20 protein-coding genes and 1 riboswitch are annotated in these 19,343 nt (G+C 48.2%); all 20 genes read left to right on the top strand.

Translation table 11 applies throughout. The features are described from left to right. A partial coding sequence (gene lysA, locus ABN764_RS01490) for a diaminopimelate decarboxylase (RefSeq protein WP_446670724.1) occupies positions 1–933 on the top strand: 933 nt, incomplete at its 5' end. Positions 934–1,144: 211 nt separating this feature from the next. Further along, entirely contained in the window at positions 1,145–1,582 is a 438-nt protein-coding gene (locus tag ABN764_RS01495) for a peptidylprolyl isomerase (protein WP_021252935.1), read from the top strand. Between the two features lie 169 nt (positions 1,583–1,751). Then, positions 1,752–1,911: riboswitch (FMN riboswitch) on the top strand. A gap of 330 nt (positions 1,912–2,241) precedes the next feature. Then, on the top strand, positions 2,242–3,390 hold the full coding sequence (gene ribD / locus ABN764_RS01500) for a bifunctional diaminohydroxyphosphoribosylaminopyrimidine deaminase/5-amino-6-(5-phosphoribosylamino)uracil reductase RibD (RefSeq protein ID WP_446670725.1): 1,149 nt from the start codon (positions 2,242–2,244) through the stop codon (positions 3,388–3,390). Between the two features lie 2 nt (positions 3,391–3,392). Beyond that, positions 3,393–4,076 carry a riboflavin synthase gene (gene ribE, locus ABN764_RS01505; protein ID WP_072727922.1) on the top strand — a complete coding sequence of 228 codons (684 nt, stop codon included), beginning with the start codon at positions 3,393–3,395 and terminating at the stop codon, positions 4,074–4,076. Positions 4,077–4,097: 21 nt separating this feature from the next. Then, positions 4,098–5,339 carry a bifunctional 3,4-dihydroxy-2-butanone-4-phosphate synthase/GTP cyclohydrolase II gene (locus tag ABN764_RS01510; protein ID WP_072727923.1) on the top strand — a complete coding sequence of 414 codons (1,242 nt, stop codon included), beginning with the start codon at positions 4,098–4,100 and terminating at the stop codon, positions 5,337–5,339. Positions 5,340–5,423: 84 nt separating this feature from the next. Continuing rightward, a complete protein-coding gene (gene ribH, locus ABN764_RS01515; protein ID WP_021252931.1) occupies positions 5,424–5,891 on the top strand; it encodes a 6,7-dimethyl-8-ribityllumazine synthase in 468 nt (155 codons plus the stop codon). A gap of 71 nt (positions 5,892–5,962) precedes the next feature. Beyond that, positions 5,963–6,757 carry a segregation and condensation protein A gene (locus ABN764_RS01520; RefSeq protein ID WP_028533111.1) on the top strand — a complete coding sequence of 265 codons (795 nt, stop codon included), beginning with the start codon at positions 5,963–5,965 and terminating at the stop codon, positions 6,755–6,757. After that, a complete protein-coding gene (gene scpB / locus ABN764_RS01525; RefSeq protein WP_028533110.1) occupies positions 6,726–7,382 on the top strand; it encodes an SMC-Scp complex subunit ScpB in 657 nt (218 codons plus the stop codon). Before ABN764_RS01520 ends, scpB begins: the two co-directional genes overlap by 32 nt. A 51-nt stretch (positions 7,383–7,433) precedes the next feature. Then, on the top strand, positions 7,434–8,132 hold the full coding sequence (locus ABN764_RS01530) for a metal-dependent hydrolase (protein ID WP_174809615.1): 699 nt from the start codon (positions 7,434–7,436) through the stop codon (positions 8,130–8,132). A gap of 206 nt (positions 8,133–8,338) precedes the next feature. Next, a complete protein-coding gene (locus ABN764_RS01535) occupies positions 8,339–9,016 on the top strand; it encodes a DUF2953 domain-containing protein (RefSeq protein ID WP_446670726.1) in 678 nt (225 codons plus the stop codon). Then, positions 8,989–9,474: a GerW family sporulation protein gene (gene ytfJ, locus ABN764_RS01540; RefSeq protein ID WP_446670727.1), complete on the top strand. Its 486-nt coding sequence runs from the start codon at positions 8,989–8,991 to the stop codon at positions 9,472–9,474. The genes ABN764_RS01535 and ytfJ overlap by 28 nt, the downstream gene beginning before the upstream one ends. Before the next feature lie 194 nt (positions 9,475–9,668). Further along, positions 9,669–10,970, top strand: a complete 1,302-nt coding sequence (locus tag ABN764_RS01545; protein WP_446670728.1) for a D-alanyl-D-alanine carboxypeptidase family protein — start codon at positions 9,669–9,671, stop codon at positions 10,968–10,970. Between the two features lie 27 nt (positions 10,971–10,997). Further along, positions 10,998–11,660 (top strand): nucleoside recognition domain-containing protein, encoded by a 663-nt coding sequence (locus tag ABN764_RS01550; RefSeq protein ID WP_072728493.1) that lies wholly within the window; start codon positions 10,998–11,000, stop codon positions 11,658–11,660. Between the two features lie 73 nt (positions 11,661–11,733). Further along, complete coding sequence (locus ABN764_RS01555) at positions 11,734–12,279, top strand: spore maturation protein (protein ID WP_021252923.1); 546 nt, start codon at positions 11,734–11,736, stop codon at positions 12,277–12,279. A 106-nt stretch (positions 12,280–12,385) separates the two neighbouring features. Then, positions 12,386–13,132, top strand: coding sequence for a pseudouridine synthase (locus ABN764_RS01560; RefSeq protein WP_174810683.1), 747 nt, complete (start codon positions 12,386–12,388; stop codon positions 13,130–13,132). Positions 13,133–13,346: 214 nt separating this feature from the next. Next, positions 13,347–13,874, top strand: a complete 528-nt coding sequence (locus tag ABN764_RS01565) for a redoxin domain-containing protein (RefSeq protein ID WP_227774399.1) — start codon at positions 13,347–13,349, stop codon at positions 13,872–13,874. 26 nt (positions 13,875–13,900) lie between these two features. Continuing rightward, complete coding sequence (gene resB, locus ABN764_RS01570; protein WP_174810681.1) at positions 13,901–15,583, top strand: cytochrome c biogenesis protein ResB; 1,683 nt, start codon at positions 13,901–13,903, stop codon at positions 15,581–15,583. After that, positions 15,580–16,839, top strand: coding sequence for a cytochrome c biogenesis protein CcsA (gene ccsA / locus ABN764_RS01575; protein WP_021252919.1), 1,260 nt, complete (start codon positions 15,580–15,582; stop codon positions 16,837–16,839). The genes resB and ccsA overlap by 4 nt, the downstream gene beginning before the upstream one ends. Before the next feature lie 229 nt (positions 16,840–17,068). Then, positions 17,069–17,785, top strand: a complete 717-nt coding sequence (locus tag ABN764_RS01580; RefSeq protein WP_021259234.1) for a response regulator transcription factor — start codon at positions 17,069–17,071, stop codon at positions 17,783–17,785. Between the two features lies 1 nt (position 17,786). Then, positions 17,787–19,211, top strand: coding sequence for a sensor histidine kinase (locus ABN764_RS01585; protein WP_446670729.1), 1,425 nt, complete (start codon positions 17,787–17,789; stop codon positions 19,209–19,211). The last annotated feature ends 132 nt before the right edge of the window (positions 19,212–19,343 follow it).

The raw sequence follows: 19,343 nt of genomic DNA on the forward strand, positions 1-19,343 counted from the left end.
ACGGAGCTGAAGCTGTTGAATGCGATTTGCCAAGAACGCAATCAGTCCGTACCTGTGCTGCTCCGCGTTACACCGGGTGTTGAGGCACATACGCATGAATACATTTCGACAGGTCAGACGGATTCGAAGTTTGGCTTTGACATCGGCAATGGTACGGCGCTTGAGGCTGTGCGTCATGCGGCGGATGCAACTCATTTGGAGCTGCTGGGCATCCACTCGCATATCGGATCTCAAATCTTCGAAACTGAAGGATTCCAAATGGCGGTTGAACGCGTTGCACAATTTGCTCGTGGGGTGAAGGAACAGCTAGGGATCGCATTCCGGGTTGTGAACTTGGGCGGCGGTTTCGGCATCCGCTATGTAGAAGGGGATACGCCTCTGCATGTTCGCGATTATGTAAAGGCCATTACAGATGCTGTAAAGCAGCATTTTGCTGACATCGGAGAATGTTTGCCTGAAATTTGGGTAGAGCCAGGCCGCAGTATTGTTGGAGAAGCGGGAACAACACTGTATACAGTTGGCTCTGTGAAGGATATTCCAGGCGTGCGCAAATATGTAGCTGTTGATGGAGGGATGACCGACAACCCTCGACCAGCGCTGTATGAGTCTCGTTATGAGGCACTGCTTGCTAACCGTTCGACTAATGAGTCCACGGAGACAGTGTCGATAGCAGGAAAATGCTGCGAAAGCGGCGATATGCTGATTTGGGATGCTGTGCTTCCTGCCGTCCAGCAGGGCGATCTGTTGGCTGTGTCCTGCACAGGTGCGTACAATTATTCGATGGCAAGCAACTATAACCGTATTCCAAGACCAGCTGTCGTGTTCGTGCACAACGGGGAAGCGGATATTGTTGTACGTCGTGAGTCGCATGAAGATATCGTGCGCAATGACTGCATTCCATCTCGTCTGCGCAACGAGCCAGCGCTGAAATAGTACGGGATGTGACGATTGCAAGCTCCACGGCAGCAGTTGAATTTCACATCCGAAGTTACACTATATATGGAAATTATTACAACACCCAATCTTCTGTCTTGTCGTGGCATAACGATGAGGCAGAAATCGGGTGTTTTCTTTTTGTTAAGAAATAACGTATAATCGGATGAGCAAGCGTGAGCATTGTACATATGGAAGGAGACGATACATGATGAGCAAATATGCATTGATTGAATTGGAAAAAGGCGGCACGGTGAAAATCCAGCTCCATGAGCAAGAGGCACCAGGTACCGTTGCAAACTTTGAGAAGCTGTCCAACGAAGGTTTCTATAACGGCTTGACATTCCACCGTGTTATTCCGGGCTTTGTAGCGCAAGGCGGTTGCCCGCACGGAACAGGTACAGGCGGCCCAGGCTACACAATCAAATGTGAGACAAAAGGCAACCCGCACAAGCATGAGCGTGGTGTACTTGCGATGGCGCATGCCGGCAAGGATACAGGCGGTTCCCAATTCTACATCACTTACGATGCATTCCCTCACTTGGATGGCGTGCATACGGTATTTGGCAAAATTGTAGAGGGCATGGAGCATGTAGATGCTGTTAAGCAAGGCGACAAGATGAAGCAAGTTACCATCGTGGAAGAATAGAAATAATTGAGGGAAGGCGTGTATGCAGCTTGGCTGCTGCACGTCTTTTTTATTTGAACGCATCTGAATGGTTCCATGCGGTGAAGCGACACAAGTTGCATTTTACCAGGTCAGGTGGTACACTTCTAAGTGCAACATCTTAGAAACTAATTTTATAGCAATACGAATGACAGACCTTCAGGGCAGGGTGAAATTCCCGACCGGCGGTGATGAACCTATTCTTGCGTGTGCAAGGTGTTCTTAGTCCGTGACCCGGGTGGATTCGTCCACACGGTGGATCTGGTGCAACTCCAGAGCCGACAGTATAGTCTGGATGGGAGAAGGGGCGTCAGGAGAGAAGAACTCGATAATTAGTTCTTTCAAGTTCTTATTTTCACAATTTCATGAGCATTCCAGGCGAAATGGACGGCGAATACCTGCGTAAGCGCGAGGTTTTCTATTCATCTATCGTCGTATTTGACATATGCGAAATCGATGCAGTTTGCTGAGAACATCCTTGTTGTCGGTTTTATTTGTCATATAAAAATGGAAATTATGCTTATGTGCGACTATTGTGAAATTAAGTACATACCTGTAAGCTCAATCAATCATGCCCTTCGGAGGATCCGAAGGGCTTTTTTGCGTTAGCCTTGATCTGTTTGTGGAAAGGAGGATACCCAATGTCTGCTGTTATCAATGATGAACTGTACATGCAGCTCGCTGTGAACATGGCAGAGCAGGTGCTTGGACAGACCGATGTGAACCCTGCAGTTGGCTGTGTCATTGTGAACGAGGGACGAATCGTCGGTCTTGGAGCTCATTTGCGGCGTGGTGAAGGCCATGCGGAAGTCCATGCTTTACAGATGGCTGGTGAAGCGGCCAGAGGAGCGACTGCGTATGTGACCCTTGAGCCATGCAGCCACTATGGGAGAACACCGCCTTGCAGCCTGCGATTGATTGAAGCGGGAATCGCCCGTGTCGTGATCGCTTGCGTCGATCCGAATCCAGCGGTTGCAGGGAGAGGAATTGCTCTACTGAAGGATCATGGAATTGGGATAACGTTGGATGTGCTTCGGGAGAGAGGTCTCGCACTGATTGAAATGTTCGCTAAGCATATTACGACCGGCATTCCGTTCGTTACCCTCAAGACAGCAAGTACGCTGGACGGCAAGATCGCCACTTCGACTGGGGACAGCAAGTGGATCTCGAATGAGCGAAGTCGTGAACTCGTTCATTCGATGAGGCACCGTCATCAAGCGATTATGGTAGGCATAGGCACTGTGCTTGCGGATGATCCATCGCTGACAACACGTCTGTCGGTCCCTGGGGTAAACCCAGTGCGCTTGATTGTAGACTCGAAGCTTCGGATCCCTATGGACGCCAAGGTCGTAATCGATCAAGCTGCACGAACCTGCATCTTCACAACTGCACGGGCAAGCGGGGAGAAGCGGCGTGAATTGGTGTCCCGAGGCGTAGAGGTCTTCGAGTGCGGAGAAAGCGAGAAGGTAGACCTTCAGCAGATGATGGAATGGTGCGGCCAACATGAGATCGGATCCATACTCCTTGAAGGTGGAGGTCGATTGAATGGGGCGATGCTAGAGAAGAAGCTGGTCGACAAAGTTGCAATATTTATGGCTCCGATTGTCGTCGGCGGTCAGCATGCGCCTGGTAGTTTTGTGTTTGAAGGTGTAGAGCGGATGCAGGATGCATACCGGCTTCAGCATGTGGAGGTTGAGAAGCTCGGAGATAATATCTGCATCACTGGATATCCGTTCGGCAAGCGTGAGGTGGAGCATTTGACTCATTCCAGCATTAAAGGAGGAGCATAGCAATGTTCACCGGACTCATTGAAGAAGTGGGCTCACTGCAGTCTGTGATGAATCGGGGCGAGGCGATGGTGCTTCATATCCGAGCATCTAAGGTTCTAGAAGGCATGAAGCTGGGGGATAGCATCGCCGTCAATGGTGTTTGTCTGACCTCAACGTCCTATGATGGCAGCTCCTTCATGGCGGATGTGATGCCGCAGACGTTCCGCCATACGAATTTGAAGGATTTAAGGCCGGGCGATCCGGTCAATCTAGAGCGTGCAATGACAGCAGGCGGACGATTCGGCGGTCATATTGTACAAGGACATGTAGATGGTCTTGCAACGATTGTGGGACGAACAAGAGATGCGAATGCTGTTGTCATCGAATGTCGGGCGAGTCGGCCTGAGATGGCGAAATATATGATTCCACAAGGTTCTGTCACCATTGACGGCATCAGCTTAACCCTAACACGAGCAGAGCATGGAGAGTTTGCCGTATCGATTATTCCACATACGTTGGCGCAAACCGCTCTTCAGCGCAAGCAGCCGGGTGATACCGTCAACATTGAATGTGATGTGCTTGGCAAGTATGTGGATCATTTGCTCCGGTATGGTAGATCAGGGCCGGAGAACGAGACAAAGGATTCGGATCGTTCTGGTTCTGGAGGTCTTAATGCAGCGTTTTTGGCAGAGCATGGTTTTATGTAATGGTGAAAGGGGAGGAACAACATGAAGGAAGCATTTCACTTTGATTCGATAGAAGACGCAATTGCAGATTTGAAGCAGGGCAAGGTCATCATTGTGGTTGATGACGAAGATCGGGAAAATGAAGGCGACTTTATCGCGTTAGCCGACAAGGCAACACCGGAAGTTATTAACTTCATGATTACAGAAGGCCGAGGATTGGTATGCGTACCTATTACGCAGGAGCGTGCCGAGGAGCTTGAGCTTCACCCAATGGTTGCACACAATACGGACAATCACGGTACGGCATTTACCGTATCCATTGATCACGTAGATACGACTACTGGCATTTCAGCGCACGAACGCTCACTAACGATCCAGAAGATGCTGGATGCGGACGCCAAGGCAGAAGATTTCCGCCGCCCGGGTCATATCTTCCCGTTAATAGCGAAGAGTGGTGGTGTGTTGCGCCGTGCAGGGCATACGGAAGCAGCGGTTGATCTCGCCCGGTTGAGCGGATCTGCACCTGCTAGTGTCATCTGCGAAGTGATTAAGGAAGATGGCACGATGGCTAGACTGCCCGACTTGATGGAACTGAAGGGGCAATGGGACTTGAAGCTCATCAGCATCAAGGATCTCATTCATTACCGTAATGAGAAGGAGAAGCTGGTTCAACGTGAGGTCGAGGTGAACATGCCTACTGACTTCGGCATATTCCGAGCTATTGCCTATACGAATGGTGTAGACAATAAGGAACATGTTGCCTTAGTGAAGGGCGACATTGATGGAACTCAGCCAGTTCTTGTTCGCGTTCATTCGGAATGCTTAACCGGGGATGTATTTCATTCACATCGCTGTGACTGTGGCCCTCAATTCGCCGCTGCGCTTTCACAAATAGACAAGGAAGGCAATGGCGTCCTGCTCTATATGCGCCAGGAAGGCCGCGGGATTGGACTTATTAATAAGCTCAAAGCTTATAAGCTTCAGGAGCAAGGGCTAGACACGGTGGATGCCAACTTGGAGCTTGGATTCCCAGCGGATCTGCGGGATTACGGCATTGGAGCTCAAATCTTGAAAGATCTCGGCATATGTCAAATTCGCCTTCTTACAAATAATCCTCGCAAAATTAAAGGGTTGGAAGGCTATGGTCTGGAGGTCGTTGAGCGCGTCCCGATCCAAATGCAGGAGAATGAAGACAACACAAAATATTTGCATACGAAGGCTGCGAAGCTCGGGCATATGCTCGTATTCGACGATATTGAACAGGATGAACAAGCACGCAGATAAGCCCTGAAGGAAATGAAGTACCGCAAGCGTGCGATAACCTTATCGTTATGATTCAGTTATTTATCACAGAGGAGGACTTTACTTATGCCACATGTATTTGAAGGACACTTAGTTTCCGAAGGATTAAAATATGGAATTGTTGCTGGTCGATTCAATGAATTTATTGTCAGCAAGCTTGTTTCGGGAGCACTTGATGCGCTGAAGCGCCACGGGGTTAAAGATGAAGAGGTAGATATTGCCTGGGTTCCGGGTGCATTTGAAATTCCACTTATTGCGCAGAAAATGGCGGAGAGCGGGAAATATGATGCCGTGATCACACTTGGCGCAGTTATTCGCGGCTCCACTCCGCATTTCGATTATGTGTGCAGTGAAGCGGCTAAAGGCGTTGCGCAAGTGAATATGAAGACAGGGGTTCCGACCATATTCGGAGTGCTGACAACAGACTCCATCGAGCAGGCAATTGAACGTGCAGGAACGAAGGCAGGCAACAAGGGTTGGGAAGCTGCGTCTACTGCAATTGAAATGGCGAACTTGACGAATCAGTTAAAATAGTGCTTATTTAATGTAGTGCCCTTTTTGCAAGGGCGCTACATTTGTTTTATTGCTCAGGAGGTTATCACGGGGTGACCGTAACGTATAAGCTGGAACAGTTTGAAGGACCGCTCGATTTGCTCCTGCATTTAATCGACCAAGCGGAAATTAATATTCAAGATATATCGATTAGTGAGATTACCGATCAATATATGGAATATTTGCACAACATGCAGGAATTGGAGCTGGAGATTACGAGCGAGTTTCTCGTTATGGCGGCAACGTTGCTGTCCATGAAATCACAGCAGCTGCTTCCCAAGCCTCCGGTCATGGAATGGGACGACTATGAAGATTATGTGGATGATGAGCCTGATCCGCGGGCAGAGCTTATACGCAAGTTGATCGAATACCGAAAGTACAAGGGAATTGCGGAGCATCTCCGGGAACGCGAGACAGAACGAAGCATGATTTTTTCCAAGGAACCAGAGGACTTAACGCCATTTATGCCAACAGCTCCTGATAATCCAGTGGATGGATTACATGTCACAGACTTGATCGCAGCTTTCCGCAAGGCACTTAGCAAAGCGTCGCGCAGAACGCAGGTCGCAACAATCCACCGGGATGAAATATCGGTGAAGGATCGGATTAAGAGCATTATCGACACGCTGCGTCCATTTGGCAAGGGAGGTAAGATGATGTTCTCTAACTTGCTTAGCGAGCATCTCACGCGTTCGGAAATTGTCGTTTCCTTTCTCGCGCTGCTGGAGCTGATGAAGATGAAGCAAGTTCGCTGCTACCAGGATAGCCTCTTTGAGGACATCGTGATTCAATGGAGTGGGGAGGTGGACACGGAAGATGGACTTTCAGATGCTGAAGTCGATTATTGAGGGGTTGTTGTTCATGGCTGGAGATGAAGGCTTGAACATTAAGCAAATCTCAGAAATTACAGAACAGCGCCCAGAGGTTATAGAGGAAGCGATGAACGATCTGCGCGCGGACTTCGAGCGCTCGAAACGTGGTCTGCAAATTGTTGCAATCGCAGGGATGTACGAGCTAGCTACATTGCCAGAACATGCCCCGTATTTTGAGAAGATGGCATATTCGCCATCGCGTTCTTCTCTGTCGCAAGCAGCCCTAGAGACCTTGTCTATCGTTGCCTATCGACAGCCGATTACCCGTGTTGAGATTGAAGAAATCCGCGGCGTAAAATCGGATCGTGCGATTCAGACACTGACGAACAAGGGTTTGATCGAAGAGGTTGGACGAGCAGAAGCGATTGGAAGGCCGATTTTGTATGGCACAACGAAATCATTCTTAGATTATTTCGGATTATCAACAATTAAAGAACTGCCGGATTCCTCTGCTTTTGAACAAATGGATGGGTTAGAAGAGGAAACGCAGCTCTTGTTCGAGAAGTTAGATGGACGCCAATTGACGATTGAAGACGTGAAGGAAGTTGAAGAACAATTGGAAGCAGGAGTTCAACATGAGCACGAGGAAGAGATACGATAAGAACTTCTGCGTATGAAGCTGTTGAATATGCAAATATGAGGAGGAACTGCTTTGAACATTCATTTCCACGGTCATTCCTGCATTCAGCTTGTTACCGAACAGCATAGTATTATCATTGATCCTTTCTTGACTGGCAACCCTGTAGCAGTCACACGCTCAGAAGAGATTCATGCGGACTATGTGCTGCTCACACATGGACATGGCGATCATATTGGTGATGCGGTATCCATCTCCAAGCGCTGCAATGCGCCTATTATTGGCATGGTAGAGCTTACGAACTACATGGAATCGCAAGGTGCGCAAGCTATAGGCATGAACCTAGGTGGACCAGCTCCATTCGAATTTGGATCGGTTGCGCTAGTGCCTGCCCTGCACAGTTCCTCCGTTACAGTCAATGGTCAGGATATTTATATGGGTAACCCTGCAGGGATTGTCCTGCAAACAGAAGGGCTAACGATTTATCATGCCGGAGACACTGCATTGTACAGCGATATGAAGCTCATTGGCGATCGCTACAAGCCAGATATCGCCTTCTTGCCAATTGGCAGCTTCTTCACGATGGACCCGGAAGATGCATTGCTAGCTGCGCAGTGGGTACAGGCTAAAGTTGTCATCCCCGTGCACTACAATACATTTCCTCCTATTCAACAGGATGGGGCAGCATTTGTGACGAAGTTACAGGAGCTTGGAATTCAAGGACTGGAACTTTTGCCTGGTCAATCTATTGATCATTCCAAGCTGATGCTGTAATGAGGCGCTTGTCCCTAACATTCAAAGAGACTTGCTTGAACGAGGAGCATCAATATGTTCTAATGCTTGCCCGTCAGCTTCGTATGCGATAATACGAGCTGCCGGGTTTTTTATTTGGTAAGGTCACTCGGAATTATGCTCCTCGTGCATGCTAGTTTGGATAAAAGGCCATAATACGGATAGTTTAGGAAATGGAGGCGCATGACATGATAGGATGGGCGATTGCTGGAGGGATAGTAGTTGTCTTGCTTGCCCTCATTGTCTTTTCGTCCATTGAGTGCAAAATCATCATTCACAAATCAGGAAAACATGAGCGAGTTGTTCTATTGATTCGGGCATGCAATGGACTGCTTCGTTGGAAATATGAATGGCGATCCATTCGATTTATTAACATGGAAACAGGGGTTCACCTGCATGTAAAAGCTAAGGATAATGTCGGAACAGGTCATGCAAGTCGAGATGAAACTCAGGTCGATAAAAAATTGATAGAGAGATATAAGCACAACGTGCGGCGACTTCTACGTCATACGCGTTGCATCATTCTATGGCTGAAAGAAACTCTCCAACGGGTACAGTGCAGCATGTTTACTTGGGATACGGAGATTGGACTGCTTAATCCAGCAACAGCTTGTCTATTGACAGGGGCATCATGGTCAGTGAAGAGCATGCTGGTAGGAGCATTGTCTCACCATATTCGATTTCGAAGACATCCTCAGATGGAAGTGAAACCGCAATTTCACACCCCTTTTTTTTCCACTAGGATCGTTTGTATAACCAAAATTCGCATCGTGCACGCTATAACTGCTGTAATCAAGTTGATTATTCGCATCGTTCGCGCAGAAGGAGGAATACGAACATGGCGGAACATCCTATCGAGGGCTTAATGCATGCAGCCTTTAACAATATTAAGGCTATGGTAGATGTAAATGCAATCGTTGGCGATCCTGTCCAAACACCTGACGGCAGTGTCATTTTGCCGATAAGCCGTGTTGCATTTGGCTTTGCGGCAGGAGGCAGCGACTTCCGGTTGGATGAGAGACACGACAGGCACGACAGACATGACAAACCAGCCTCAGAACGTGGTGAGGCGCGTACAGTTCCTGCAGCCTATGCCTATGGTTCGAAGCCATTTGGAGGAGGTAGCGGCGGTGGCGTCTACATAACACCTATTGCCTTTCTCGTCGTTGGCAGGCGGGGCATTGATGTCGTGTCGCTCGACAATCAGACGCATTTGCTGGAGAAAATTATTGATGCCGCACCTAATGTGCTGGATCAAATCAGTTCGATGTTCAAGAAGCAGGAATCAACGACGGCCGAGGATATTATTATATCGGATCGGTAGGAATATGGCGTCAGGCTTGATTGTTGCTGCCGTTATTGCCGGTAAAATGGCGATGCAGTCAACGGGAGCTTGACGCTATTTTTCATTAGAGCAACTCCTGCTTGCTTAAGTAATCGTAAGTGATGGACATACTCGGTCTCGAACAAGCATACATATGGAACAACTTGACCGGTATACAGATTAAGGAGGAACGTATGAGCAAGCATCCATACGTAGGACAAGTTGGAAAGATGATTGCGTTGTGTGCACTGTTGGGCTCGGTTCTGGCATATGATTTGTATGGACGTGCCGCGTCAGCTGATCCATCCGTGGACACAAGTCGCACACAGCGTGAGGCTGTACAGGAATGGTCTGTCCCGCTGCAGGTTGAGCCATCGAACGCAACTGCTTCGGCTCGAATCGCGCCTCCATCTACTGCAGCAAGAGCAGCAGCCTTAATAGATGTAGCATCTGGAAGAATGCTGTACAGCCATAACGGGAAGCAGGAGCTTCCAATGGCGAGTACGACGAAAGTGATGACCGCGATTGTGGCAATTGAGCATGGCCGGCTGGAGGATAAAGTAAAGGCGACTTCTCGTGCTGTAGGCAAGGAAGGCTCCTCCATTTACTTGAGACTTGGAGAAGAGATGAGTCTCAACCATTTGTTGTATGGCCTTATGCTTCGTTCAGGCAACGATGCTGCGGTGGCGATTGCTGAGCACGTTGGAGGCTCGGAAGAAGGCTTCGTCCACTTAATGAATGAGAAGGCGAAGCTGCTCGGGTTGGAGCATACCCAGTTCCGCAATCCTCATGGTTTGGATGAGAAGGGTCACTATACGACTGCAGAAGATCTAGCTCGTATATCAGCATATGCACTGCATAATGCAACCTTCCGTGAAATCGTGCGCACTCGTACGAAGAAGGCGCCTAATACAATCGACAATTGGGATTATGTGTGGGGCAATAAGAATAAAATGCTTCACTTGTATGAAGGAGCAGATGGTGTGAAGACAGGTTACACGAAAGGTGCATTGCGGTGTCTAGTCAGTTCTGCCACACGGAATGGCCAGCAGCTTGTTGCTGTAACGCTGAATGACTCCAGAGATTGGGAAGACCATAGAAGGATGCTCGATTACGGCTTTCAAGCGTTTCCGCAAGCGAAGATTGTTGAGGAAGGCCAACATATTGAGGGTCAGCCATTCGAAGCTTCTAGATCGCTGACGTATCCGCTTGGATATGGGGAGCAATCGAAATTGTCTGCCAAGCTCTTCGTACCGGCTAGCGGTAGTCTCGATGCAAGGTTAGGTCATCAGGGACGCTTGACGATGTATGTGGACAAGGAACCGATAGCCAGTGTAGATGTTCGAAGAATTTCTCCAGATGAATCTGCGCCAACTCGAGGTGGTTCAGCCAAGCACACTTCTGCAGTTCCAAGTGAAAGAAAGAGCGGCAACGTACTCAGTGAATGGATGCTGGTACTAAAACGTGTAACAGGTAGACTATTTGGCGCAGCTTGATCGCCCATGGGAAGGGAGACGGTTGTCATTGTAAATGCGATATGGATGTTCATGCTGCTTGTGGGATTCATCGCTGCTGCCGCTCAGGGAAAGATTGACGTAGTGACGGAAGCCGTGTTCGAGGGAGCGAAGACAGGAGTATCTGTAAGCTTTGGACTCATCAGTGTGATGGTGTTCTGGCTAGGGATCATGCGGATTGCAGAGGATGCAGGGTTGCTGAAGCGGCTTGCCAAGGCTCTTGGTCCAGTCGTTAGGTATTTGTTTCCCGATGTACCTCGCAACCATCCTGCTCTCGGCTTCATTATGTCGAATATGAGCGCGAATTTGCTTGGGCTAGGTAATGCAGCTACACCGATGGGGATAAGAGCTATGCAGGAGCTCCAGAAATTAAATCCGAATAAAGACACGGCTACGCCTGCCATGTGCACGCTGCTTGCAATCAATACGTCAAGTATAACCCTAATCCCAACAACATTGATTGCGATAAGAATGAATTTCAATTCTGCTAATCCTGCCGAGATTGTAGGTACTACGCTGCTTGCGACCATTGTAGCAACATTTGCAGCGATCTTCGCGGATCGATGGTACCGAAGAAAGGATGCGAAGCGTCCGCCCCCGCAACAATTAAAGTCTGACAAAGGGCGGTATACGGAATCCCAGGGAGCGGGATATCATACACCGGCTAGTTGAACAATGATTTGGTGATTATGGCATCATGACCTTACTTCCAGCCTCGAAATGAAGTAGAAAGGATGGTCCGGTTATGTATGCATTTGTTTCCTCTATATCCGCATGGGCCATACCGGCCATTATCGTTTTTATTCCGCTGTTTGCCTATTTTCGGCGTGTGCCCGTATATGAGACCTTCGTTGAAGGGGCGAAGGATGGATTCCAAACTTCAATCAACATCATTCCAACCTTAGTAGGCATGATGGTTGCGATCAGTGTATTTCGTGCATCTGGAGCGATGGATTGGATGGTGGGGCTACTGCGTCCGATACTCGATTGGATAGGCATTCCTGGTGAGGTGATGCCGCTCGCTTTCTTGCGGCCCATTACAGGAGCGGGTTCTCTTGCCTTTACTACCGATCTGATTAAGATGTACGGGCCTGATTCCATGATTGGCCGAATTGCTTCAACGATACAGGGGAGCACAGATACAACGATCTATGTGTTGACCGTATATTTCGGCGCTGTTGGGATTAAGAAAGGCCGGTATGCACTAAAAGTTGGCCTATTCTCTGATTTGGTCGGATTTATTGCAGCAATTGTCGTCTGTTTCCTTGTATTTGGTTTCATTACAGGGTAATATCATAATAGCTTGAATAATGTAAGTTAATGACAAGCTCGCGCCCTCTTGGTAGCGGGCTTTTCTCTTCAATGAGGATACTAATAGTTTGAGGTGACAGACATTCATGGAAGAACGTTTACAGAAGATTTTGGCGAACGCGGGCGTCGCATCGCGTCGAAAGTGTGAAGAGCTTATTAAGGCAGGTAAGGTAGAAGTTAACGGAGAAGTCGTAACAACTCTAGGCGTAAAGGCAGATCCGTCAAGCGATGTGATTACTGTTAGTGGGAGAACGATATCGGCTAAGTCCGACAAAATAGTATTAGCCTTCCATAAGCCAAAAGGCGTTATTACAAGTACATCAGATCCAGAAGGCCGCAAGACAGTCATGGATTTCATGAAGGGTGTAAAGGCACGAGTATATCCGGTAGGACGCCTCGATTATGAAACAGAGGGGCTGCTGCTGTTTACAAATGATGGTGAGTTAGCCAATATGCTCATGCATCCGCGCCATCATGTGGAGAAGACCTATCATGCAACCGTGAAAGGCGTACCTCATGGGGATAAGCTGGAGCAACTGAGAAAAGGGGTTAAACTTGAGGATGGTATGACTCAGCCAGCTGCGGTGGAATACCATGATGTTGACTTGGAGAGCAATACGGCAACCATCAGTATAACGATCCATGAGGGTCGCAATCGTCAAGTTCGCCGCATGTTCGAGGTGATTGGCCATCCTGTCACCAAGCTGAAGCGTGTGAAGTTCGGCAATATTACGCTGCAAGGAATTGCCCGTGGCAAACACCGTGTGCTGACGAAGTCGGAAGTCAACGAACTCCGTATGGAGATGAAATCCAACCGTACCATGCATACGTGAATCGGATAGAGCAGTAAATCGCTTTTATTGCACCCCGCCCAGTATATGGTGACACATAATTTTCATATTGAGGAAGATATGTCCGCTAATCTATGAATTATAATAGTCGTGGATGGTGTAATGCAATTGTTGCAATTATGTCGTCTGAATGTGAAATATGTCATAGAAAGCAAGTGTTCAATCTATATCAATTGAACCACATCAAGAAGGGGCGATGATATTGGGCAAGAGAAACAAGACAGTCCAGATTCTCATACTAGCTGTCATTGCGATACTTGGCGGGATTGCAATTAGCAATGCGTACAGTAAGCCTACATACCCTGAGGTTGGCAGCCGCATACCAGATGTGTCGCTTCATACGCTGAAGGGCGATACTGTGCAGCTGAGTGATTACAAGGGAAAGTCCCTGGTGCTTAATTTCTGGGGCTCCTGGTGCGAACCGTGTGAGCGGGAGATGCCTACCTTGCAGAAGGCAGCAGATGATTGGAAGGATCGCAACGTGGAAGTCGTCGGCATCAACTATGGAGAAGATGCGATCGTTGTGGACAATTATATGAAAGCGGTAAATGTTCATTTCACGATGCTGCTCGATTCAAATAAGAGTGTAACCAAAGCCTTCGGTGTCCGTCCATTGCCGACTACATTCTTCATCAAGCCTGATGGCAAAGTCCATGCTATTCATACTGGGGAAGTCACTACAAGCCAGCTAGAGTCCTATTTGGAACAAATGGCGAAAGAATAGGGCTTGAAGGGGAGGAGGACTAGGCTGTGCGGTTTGAGAATACGAAGTGCGAATGCGGCCATCAGAATGCAGTAGGAACTGTATTGTGCGAGGCCTGCGGCAAGCCGCTATTTGAAGGGGATGAGGTGGATTCCGTACTGGAAATGCGTTATGACGGGGTAGCGCGTAAGTCACAGAAGGCAAGTCCGTCATGGATTGATCGCATTTGGAATTTCTTCTCCTCAGTAAAAGTGGCGGTTATTCTTATCGTCATTACATTAATTGGTGCGTCACTCGGCACCATCTACCCACAGGAAAGCTCATTTCTCAGCATAGACCCGACACAATATTATAAGAGCACGTACGGTACATTGGGACAAATCTATTATATGCTTGGCTTGTCTCATACATACGAATCCTGGTGGTTCATTACATTGCTTGTCATGATCGGCGCCTCGCTGGTCATTTGCAGCATTGATCGTGTACTTCCGTTATATCGTGCATTACATCGGCAGAAGATACGTAAGCATGTCCAGTTTATTTCGAGACAGCGGATTGTCTATGAAGGATCAATAAACCAAGATGCTGAAGCTTGGCTGGATAACATGTCGAACGTACTCAAGAAGAAAGGCTACCGGGTTATTAAGGATAATGAGGCGCTATTAGCTGAGAAGAACCGGTTCAGCCGCTGGGGGCCGTACATCAACCATATCGGACTTATTCTCTTCTTGCTTGCTATACTTGCACGCAGCATCCCAGGTTGGCATTACGATTATTATGACGGCTTCCCGCAAGGAGAAGCCCGTGAAATACCCGGAACTCCCTATTATTTGCAGAATGATAAATTTACAGTTGAATATTACGGCAAGGAAGATATGCCTGAGCAGTTCGTGAAGGAAGGGCGTGTCATACCGAAGCTGTTCGAGACGAAGGCGACACTGTTCAAGTGTGTGGACAAGTGTGGTGATGCGCGTGTGAAGCCTGTGCTTGAACAGGTAGCTCGGCACAATATACAGTTGAATTCACCGCTTGAATATGAAGGGCTCATGGTCTATCAGAGCGACTTTGAATCGCGTCTCGTTGCGGTAAGCCCTGTACTTAGCAATGTGGACACAGGAGAGGTATACGGCAAGTTTGAACTTCGGGTGCAGAATACGGCTACGGAGTTTCAAGCAGGTCCATATTCACTGAAACTGACAGGGAAATACTTGGATTTTGCAATTGGCAAAAACGGAGAACTGACTACAAAATCGCAAAACCCGAACGCACCTGCATTCAGCTTCTTGATTAAGGGGCCAAATCTCCCAAGTGAAGGCTTGCCTTACTTGTATTTTGCGCTGCCTAAGGACAAAGATCAATTTCATCAGGATGACATTAATGCCAAGCTGAGAGAGAGTTTAGGGTCTGACTCGATGCCCAATCTTCGCATCGGATTAGAATCCATGAAAGATATCATCTATACGAATTCAATCAGTTATATGACCGTGCGTAAGGAGACAGCGCTGCCGCTCATCTGGATTGGGGCTGGTATCAGTATGATCGGTCTAGTCATGGGCTTCTATTGGCAGCATCGCCGCATATGGCTTCGAATCGACGGCAATCGCTTGCTGCTCGGTGCCCATACGAATAAGAACTGGTATGGAATTCGGAATGAGGTGGCGGGTGCACTCGGAGCTGTTCACGTAGAAGTAGATGCCAAATCGATCGATCGTGGGGGGAATAAGGCGTGACTTTGCAATGGAGTCAGGACGCATATATTATCGCGTTTTTCTTGTTTTGTCTTTCCTTTATTTTGTACGTCGTGACTGTTGCTGGCCGGAAGATGAAAACTCGCGATCCCGTTCGCTTTGAACGCAGATGGGGAGCAATTTCATTTGGTGTAACGATACTTGGATTTATTAGCCAGATCGTTTATTTCGGATTGCGCTGGGCATACGCTGGGCATATCCCTGTCAGTAATATGTATGAGTTCATGTCATTTTTGTCGATGATGATTATCGGTGCATTTATCGTTGTATACCTTATTTACCGAAGTACTGTATTAGGGCTCCTTGCTGTACCGCTCGCCTTCTTGATGATGGCGTATGCATCGGTCTTTCCAAGCGAGGTACAGCCGCTTATTCCACAGCTGAACTCGGTATGGCTGAAGCTTCATGTGACGATGTCGGCACTTAGCTATGCTTTCTTTGCGGTAGCCTTTGTTGCAGGACTGCTCTACTTATTGCGAACCGTCCGTTGGGATGCTGGAAGTTCGCGCAAGCCGCAGCGCTGGCTTGAGTTCACAATGGGCTGCATCGTTGTATTCATCGGCTTTATCGTGGTCGTATACAGTTTTCGTGCTGCAAGCTATGAGGTGGTTATAGGACAGAAAGTTGAAACGGTCAAGACCGGAGGGGAAATTGAGACAGGCTTGGAGATGGTCACCTATACAATGCCGCCGCTTGTGGCTCCGCATTTAAGTGATGAAGCTACCCTGCAATCACTACCCTCTTTCCTAGGCATGAAGCTGCCGTTAATGGAAGCACCGGGCTGGATGAAGGGAGTTCAAGCGGGCCGGAAGCTGAATACGGTAGTATGGTCGGTCATCGCGGGACTGATCTTGTACGGATTAATTCGCTTGCTGCTGCGCAAGCCAATCGCGAAGGCCCTTCAACCCTTATTCCATGGGATTGATCCAGATACTGTGGATGAGATTAGCTATCGCTCAATCGCGATAGGATTCCCGATCTTTACGTTAGGCGCACTTATCTTTGCAATGATATGGGCCCAGGTTGCATGGTCAAGATTTTGGGGCTGGGATCCGAAGGAAGTATGGGCGCTTGTGACTTGGCTTGCATACAGCGCTTACCTGCACTTGCGTCTAGCACGCAGCTGGCAGGGAACTAAGTCTTCTTGGATGTCGGTAATTGGATTTATCATCGTCATGTTCACACTTGTTGGGGTGAACTTGGTGATATCAGGCCTGCATTCCTACTCAGGGGTATAAAAATAAAGGTTAACAAATGGCAAAAAGATGAAACGACTGGGATTACGAACAAGGAGTACCCCAGTCGTTCACATTTTTGCTATAATAGAGCCAAGTATCAAGGCGACGACGAGAGGAGCATCCTGCGAGTTGCCTGCTTATATTACAGCTAGAGCTACCAACCTCATCAATTGCAGCCGCACTTGGCTTCGCTTGAGGTTTTCTTTTATGGTGGAAAGGGGAGTCATACATGTCCGAGCAAGTGAATCGAATCTTGATCGTCGATGATGAAGAGCGGATACGCCGACTGTTGAAAATGTACCTTGAAAAAGAAGGTTTTGAAATTGAAGAGGCGGAAGATGGAGAAGCAGCGCTGCGAATGGCTGTAAGTGAAGAGTATGATCTCATTCTTCTTGACTTGATGCTGCCAGGCATCGACGGTGTAGAAGTATGCACGCGCTTAAGACAAGTGAAGGCGACGCCAGTCATAATGCTGACAGCCAAGGGGGAAGAGATTAACCGAGTGCAGGGCTTCGAAGTTGGTGCAGATGACTATGTCGTCAAGCCCTTCAGTCCGCGCGAGGTCATCTACCGGGTGAAGGCAGTCCTGAGACGATCTTCGGCTACAGCCTTTTTGACAAGCGATCCGAAGGCGAGCAACAACATTGTATTCCCGCATCTCATTATTGAACATGATGCACATCGTGTGACAGCAGGGGGCCAAGAGATTAGCTTGACGCCTAAGGAATATGAACTGCTGCATTATTTGGCGGTATCTCCGGACAAGGTGTTCTCAAGAGAAGAGCTGCTGAAGGATGTATGGAATTACGAGTTCTTTGGAGACCTTCGTACTGTAGATACGCATGTGAAGCGCCTGCGTGAGAAGTTGAATAAGGTCTCGCCAGAAGCAGCTACTATGATTACTACGGTATGGGGTGTCGGCTACAAGCTCGAGGTGCCAAAATAACGTGAAATTTTGGCGAAGCATTGTCGGCAAGTTGTGGATGACCATTATTGGTCTAGTTGCTTTTGTACTTATCATTTTAGGTCTGTATTTGCTGCATTACATTGACAGCAATTTCGCGCATCCGAATGATATCAAGCAGTTGTTCGTATATACAGGAATTATTGGATTTTCACTTACAACTTTCTTTGCGTTCTTCTTATTTACGAAGATTACGCAACCGCTTCGTAAGCTGAAGCAAGCGGCCGATACGATTCGTCAAGGCGATTACTCCACACGAGTAACACTTCGCTCCTCTGATGAAATCGGGGAGTTGTCCCAGACGTTTAATCATATGGCGGAGGAACTGAACTCCACCATTTTGGATTTGCAGCATGAGAAGGAGCATCTAGCGAGTATTCTGCGCAGTATGACGGATGCTGTTATTACCTTTGATGCATCGGGTCAGGTGCTGCTCGCGAACCCGCATGGTGAAACAGTCATGAGCCGCTGGAATGGAATGGATTGGGCGATCGATGAAGATATGACAGGTGCATCCGGAGTACCAGAGCCGTTAAGACCCATTTTTCATACCGTTATTTCTGAAGCTCGGGAGGTTACGACCCGTGTTCATGTAAAGCAGCAGGTTTGGTCTGTTGTGATGGGGCCTCTGCATGCAGACAGCCGCGTACGCGGTGCCGTAGCCGTATTGCGGGATGTGACCGAAGAAGTGCAGCTGGAGAAGCTGCGCAAAGACTTCGTCGCGAATGTATCGCACGAGATTCGTACGCCACTGTCCATGCTTCAAGGATATAGTGAGGCATTATTGGATGATATAGCTGCTTCGCCAGAGGAACGCAGAGAGCTTGTTCAGGTTATTCATGACGAGTCCTTGCGTATGGGAAGGCTGGTGAAGGATCTGCTCGACCTAGCTCGCATGGAGGCGGGCCATCTGCCAATGCACAAAGCAGAGACTGATGTTCACGAACTTGCTTCCCGAGTCTATCGTAAATTCACAGTACTTGCGAAGGAACGTAATATACCGATTGAAATGGAACTTCATGCGATGGATCCAATTCTTCCTGAAGCGGATGAAGATCGGTTAGAGCAAGTGTTGACGAATTTGCTGGACAATGCACTACGCCACTCCTCTGAAGGACAACCGATTCATATTCGGACGGAACGTACGGACAATGAGTGGTTGTGGATTCACATTGAGGATCATGGTCAGGGTATTCCGTCAGAGGATGTCCCGTATGTGTTCGAACGATTCTATAAGGCTGATAAGGCACGCAAACGCGGCCCTTCAGGCGGCACAGGACTAGGTCTAGCGATTGTCAAAAATATTATCGAAGCACATCAGGGTCATATCCGAGTCGACAGCATATTAGGGAAGGGAACTACATTCTCCATTGCTCTACCCGTACAGCCAACACAAACCAGTATATGACACAAAACACCCTATTGCGCAGTTCATCGGCAATAGGGTGTTTTTTTTGTTGAATGACGATTGGAATATGTGTCAGACGAGGGCACAATTTTCCGATTAATCTTGATGCTCGTGGAACAGTTTCCACTACTC

Source organism: Paenibacillus wuxiensis, assembly GCF_040195695.1.
Classification (GTDB): domain Bacteria; phylum Bacillota; class Bacilli; order Paenibacillales; family Paenibacillaceae; genus Paenibacillus_B; species Paenibacillus_B suaedae.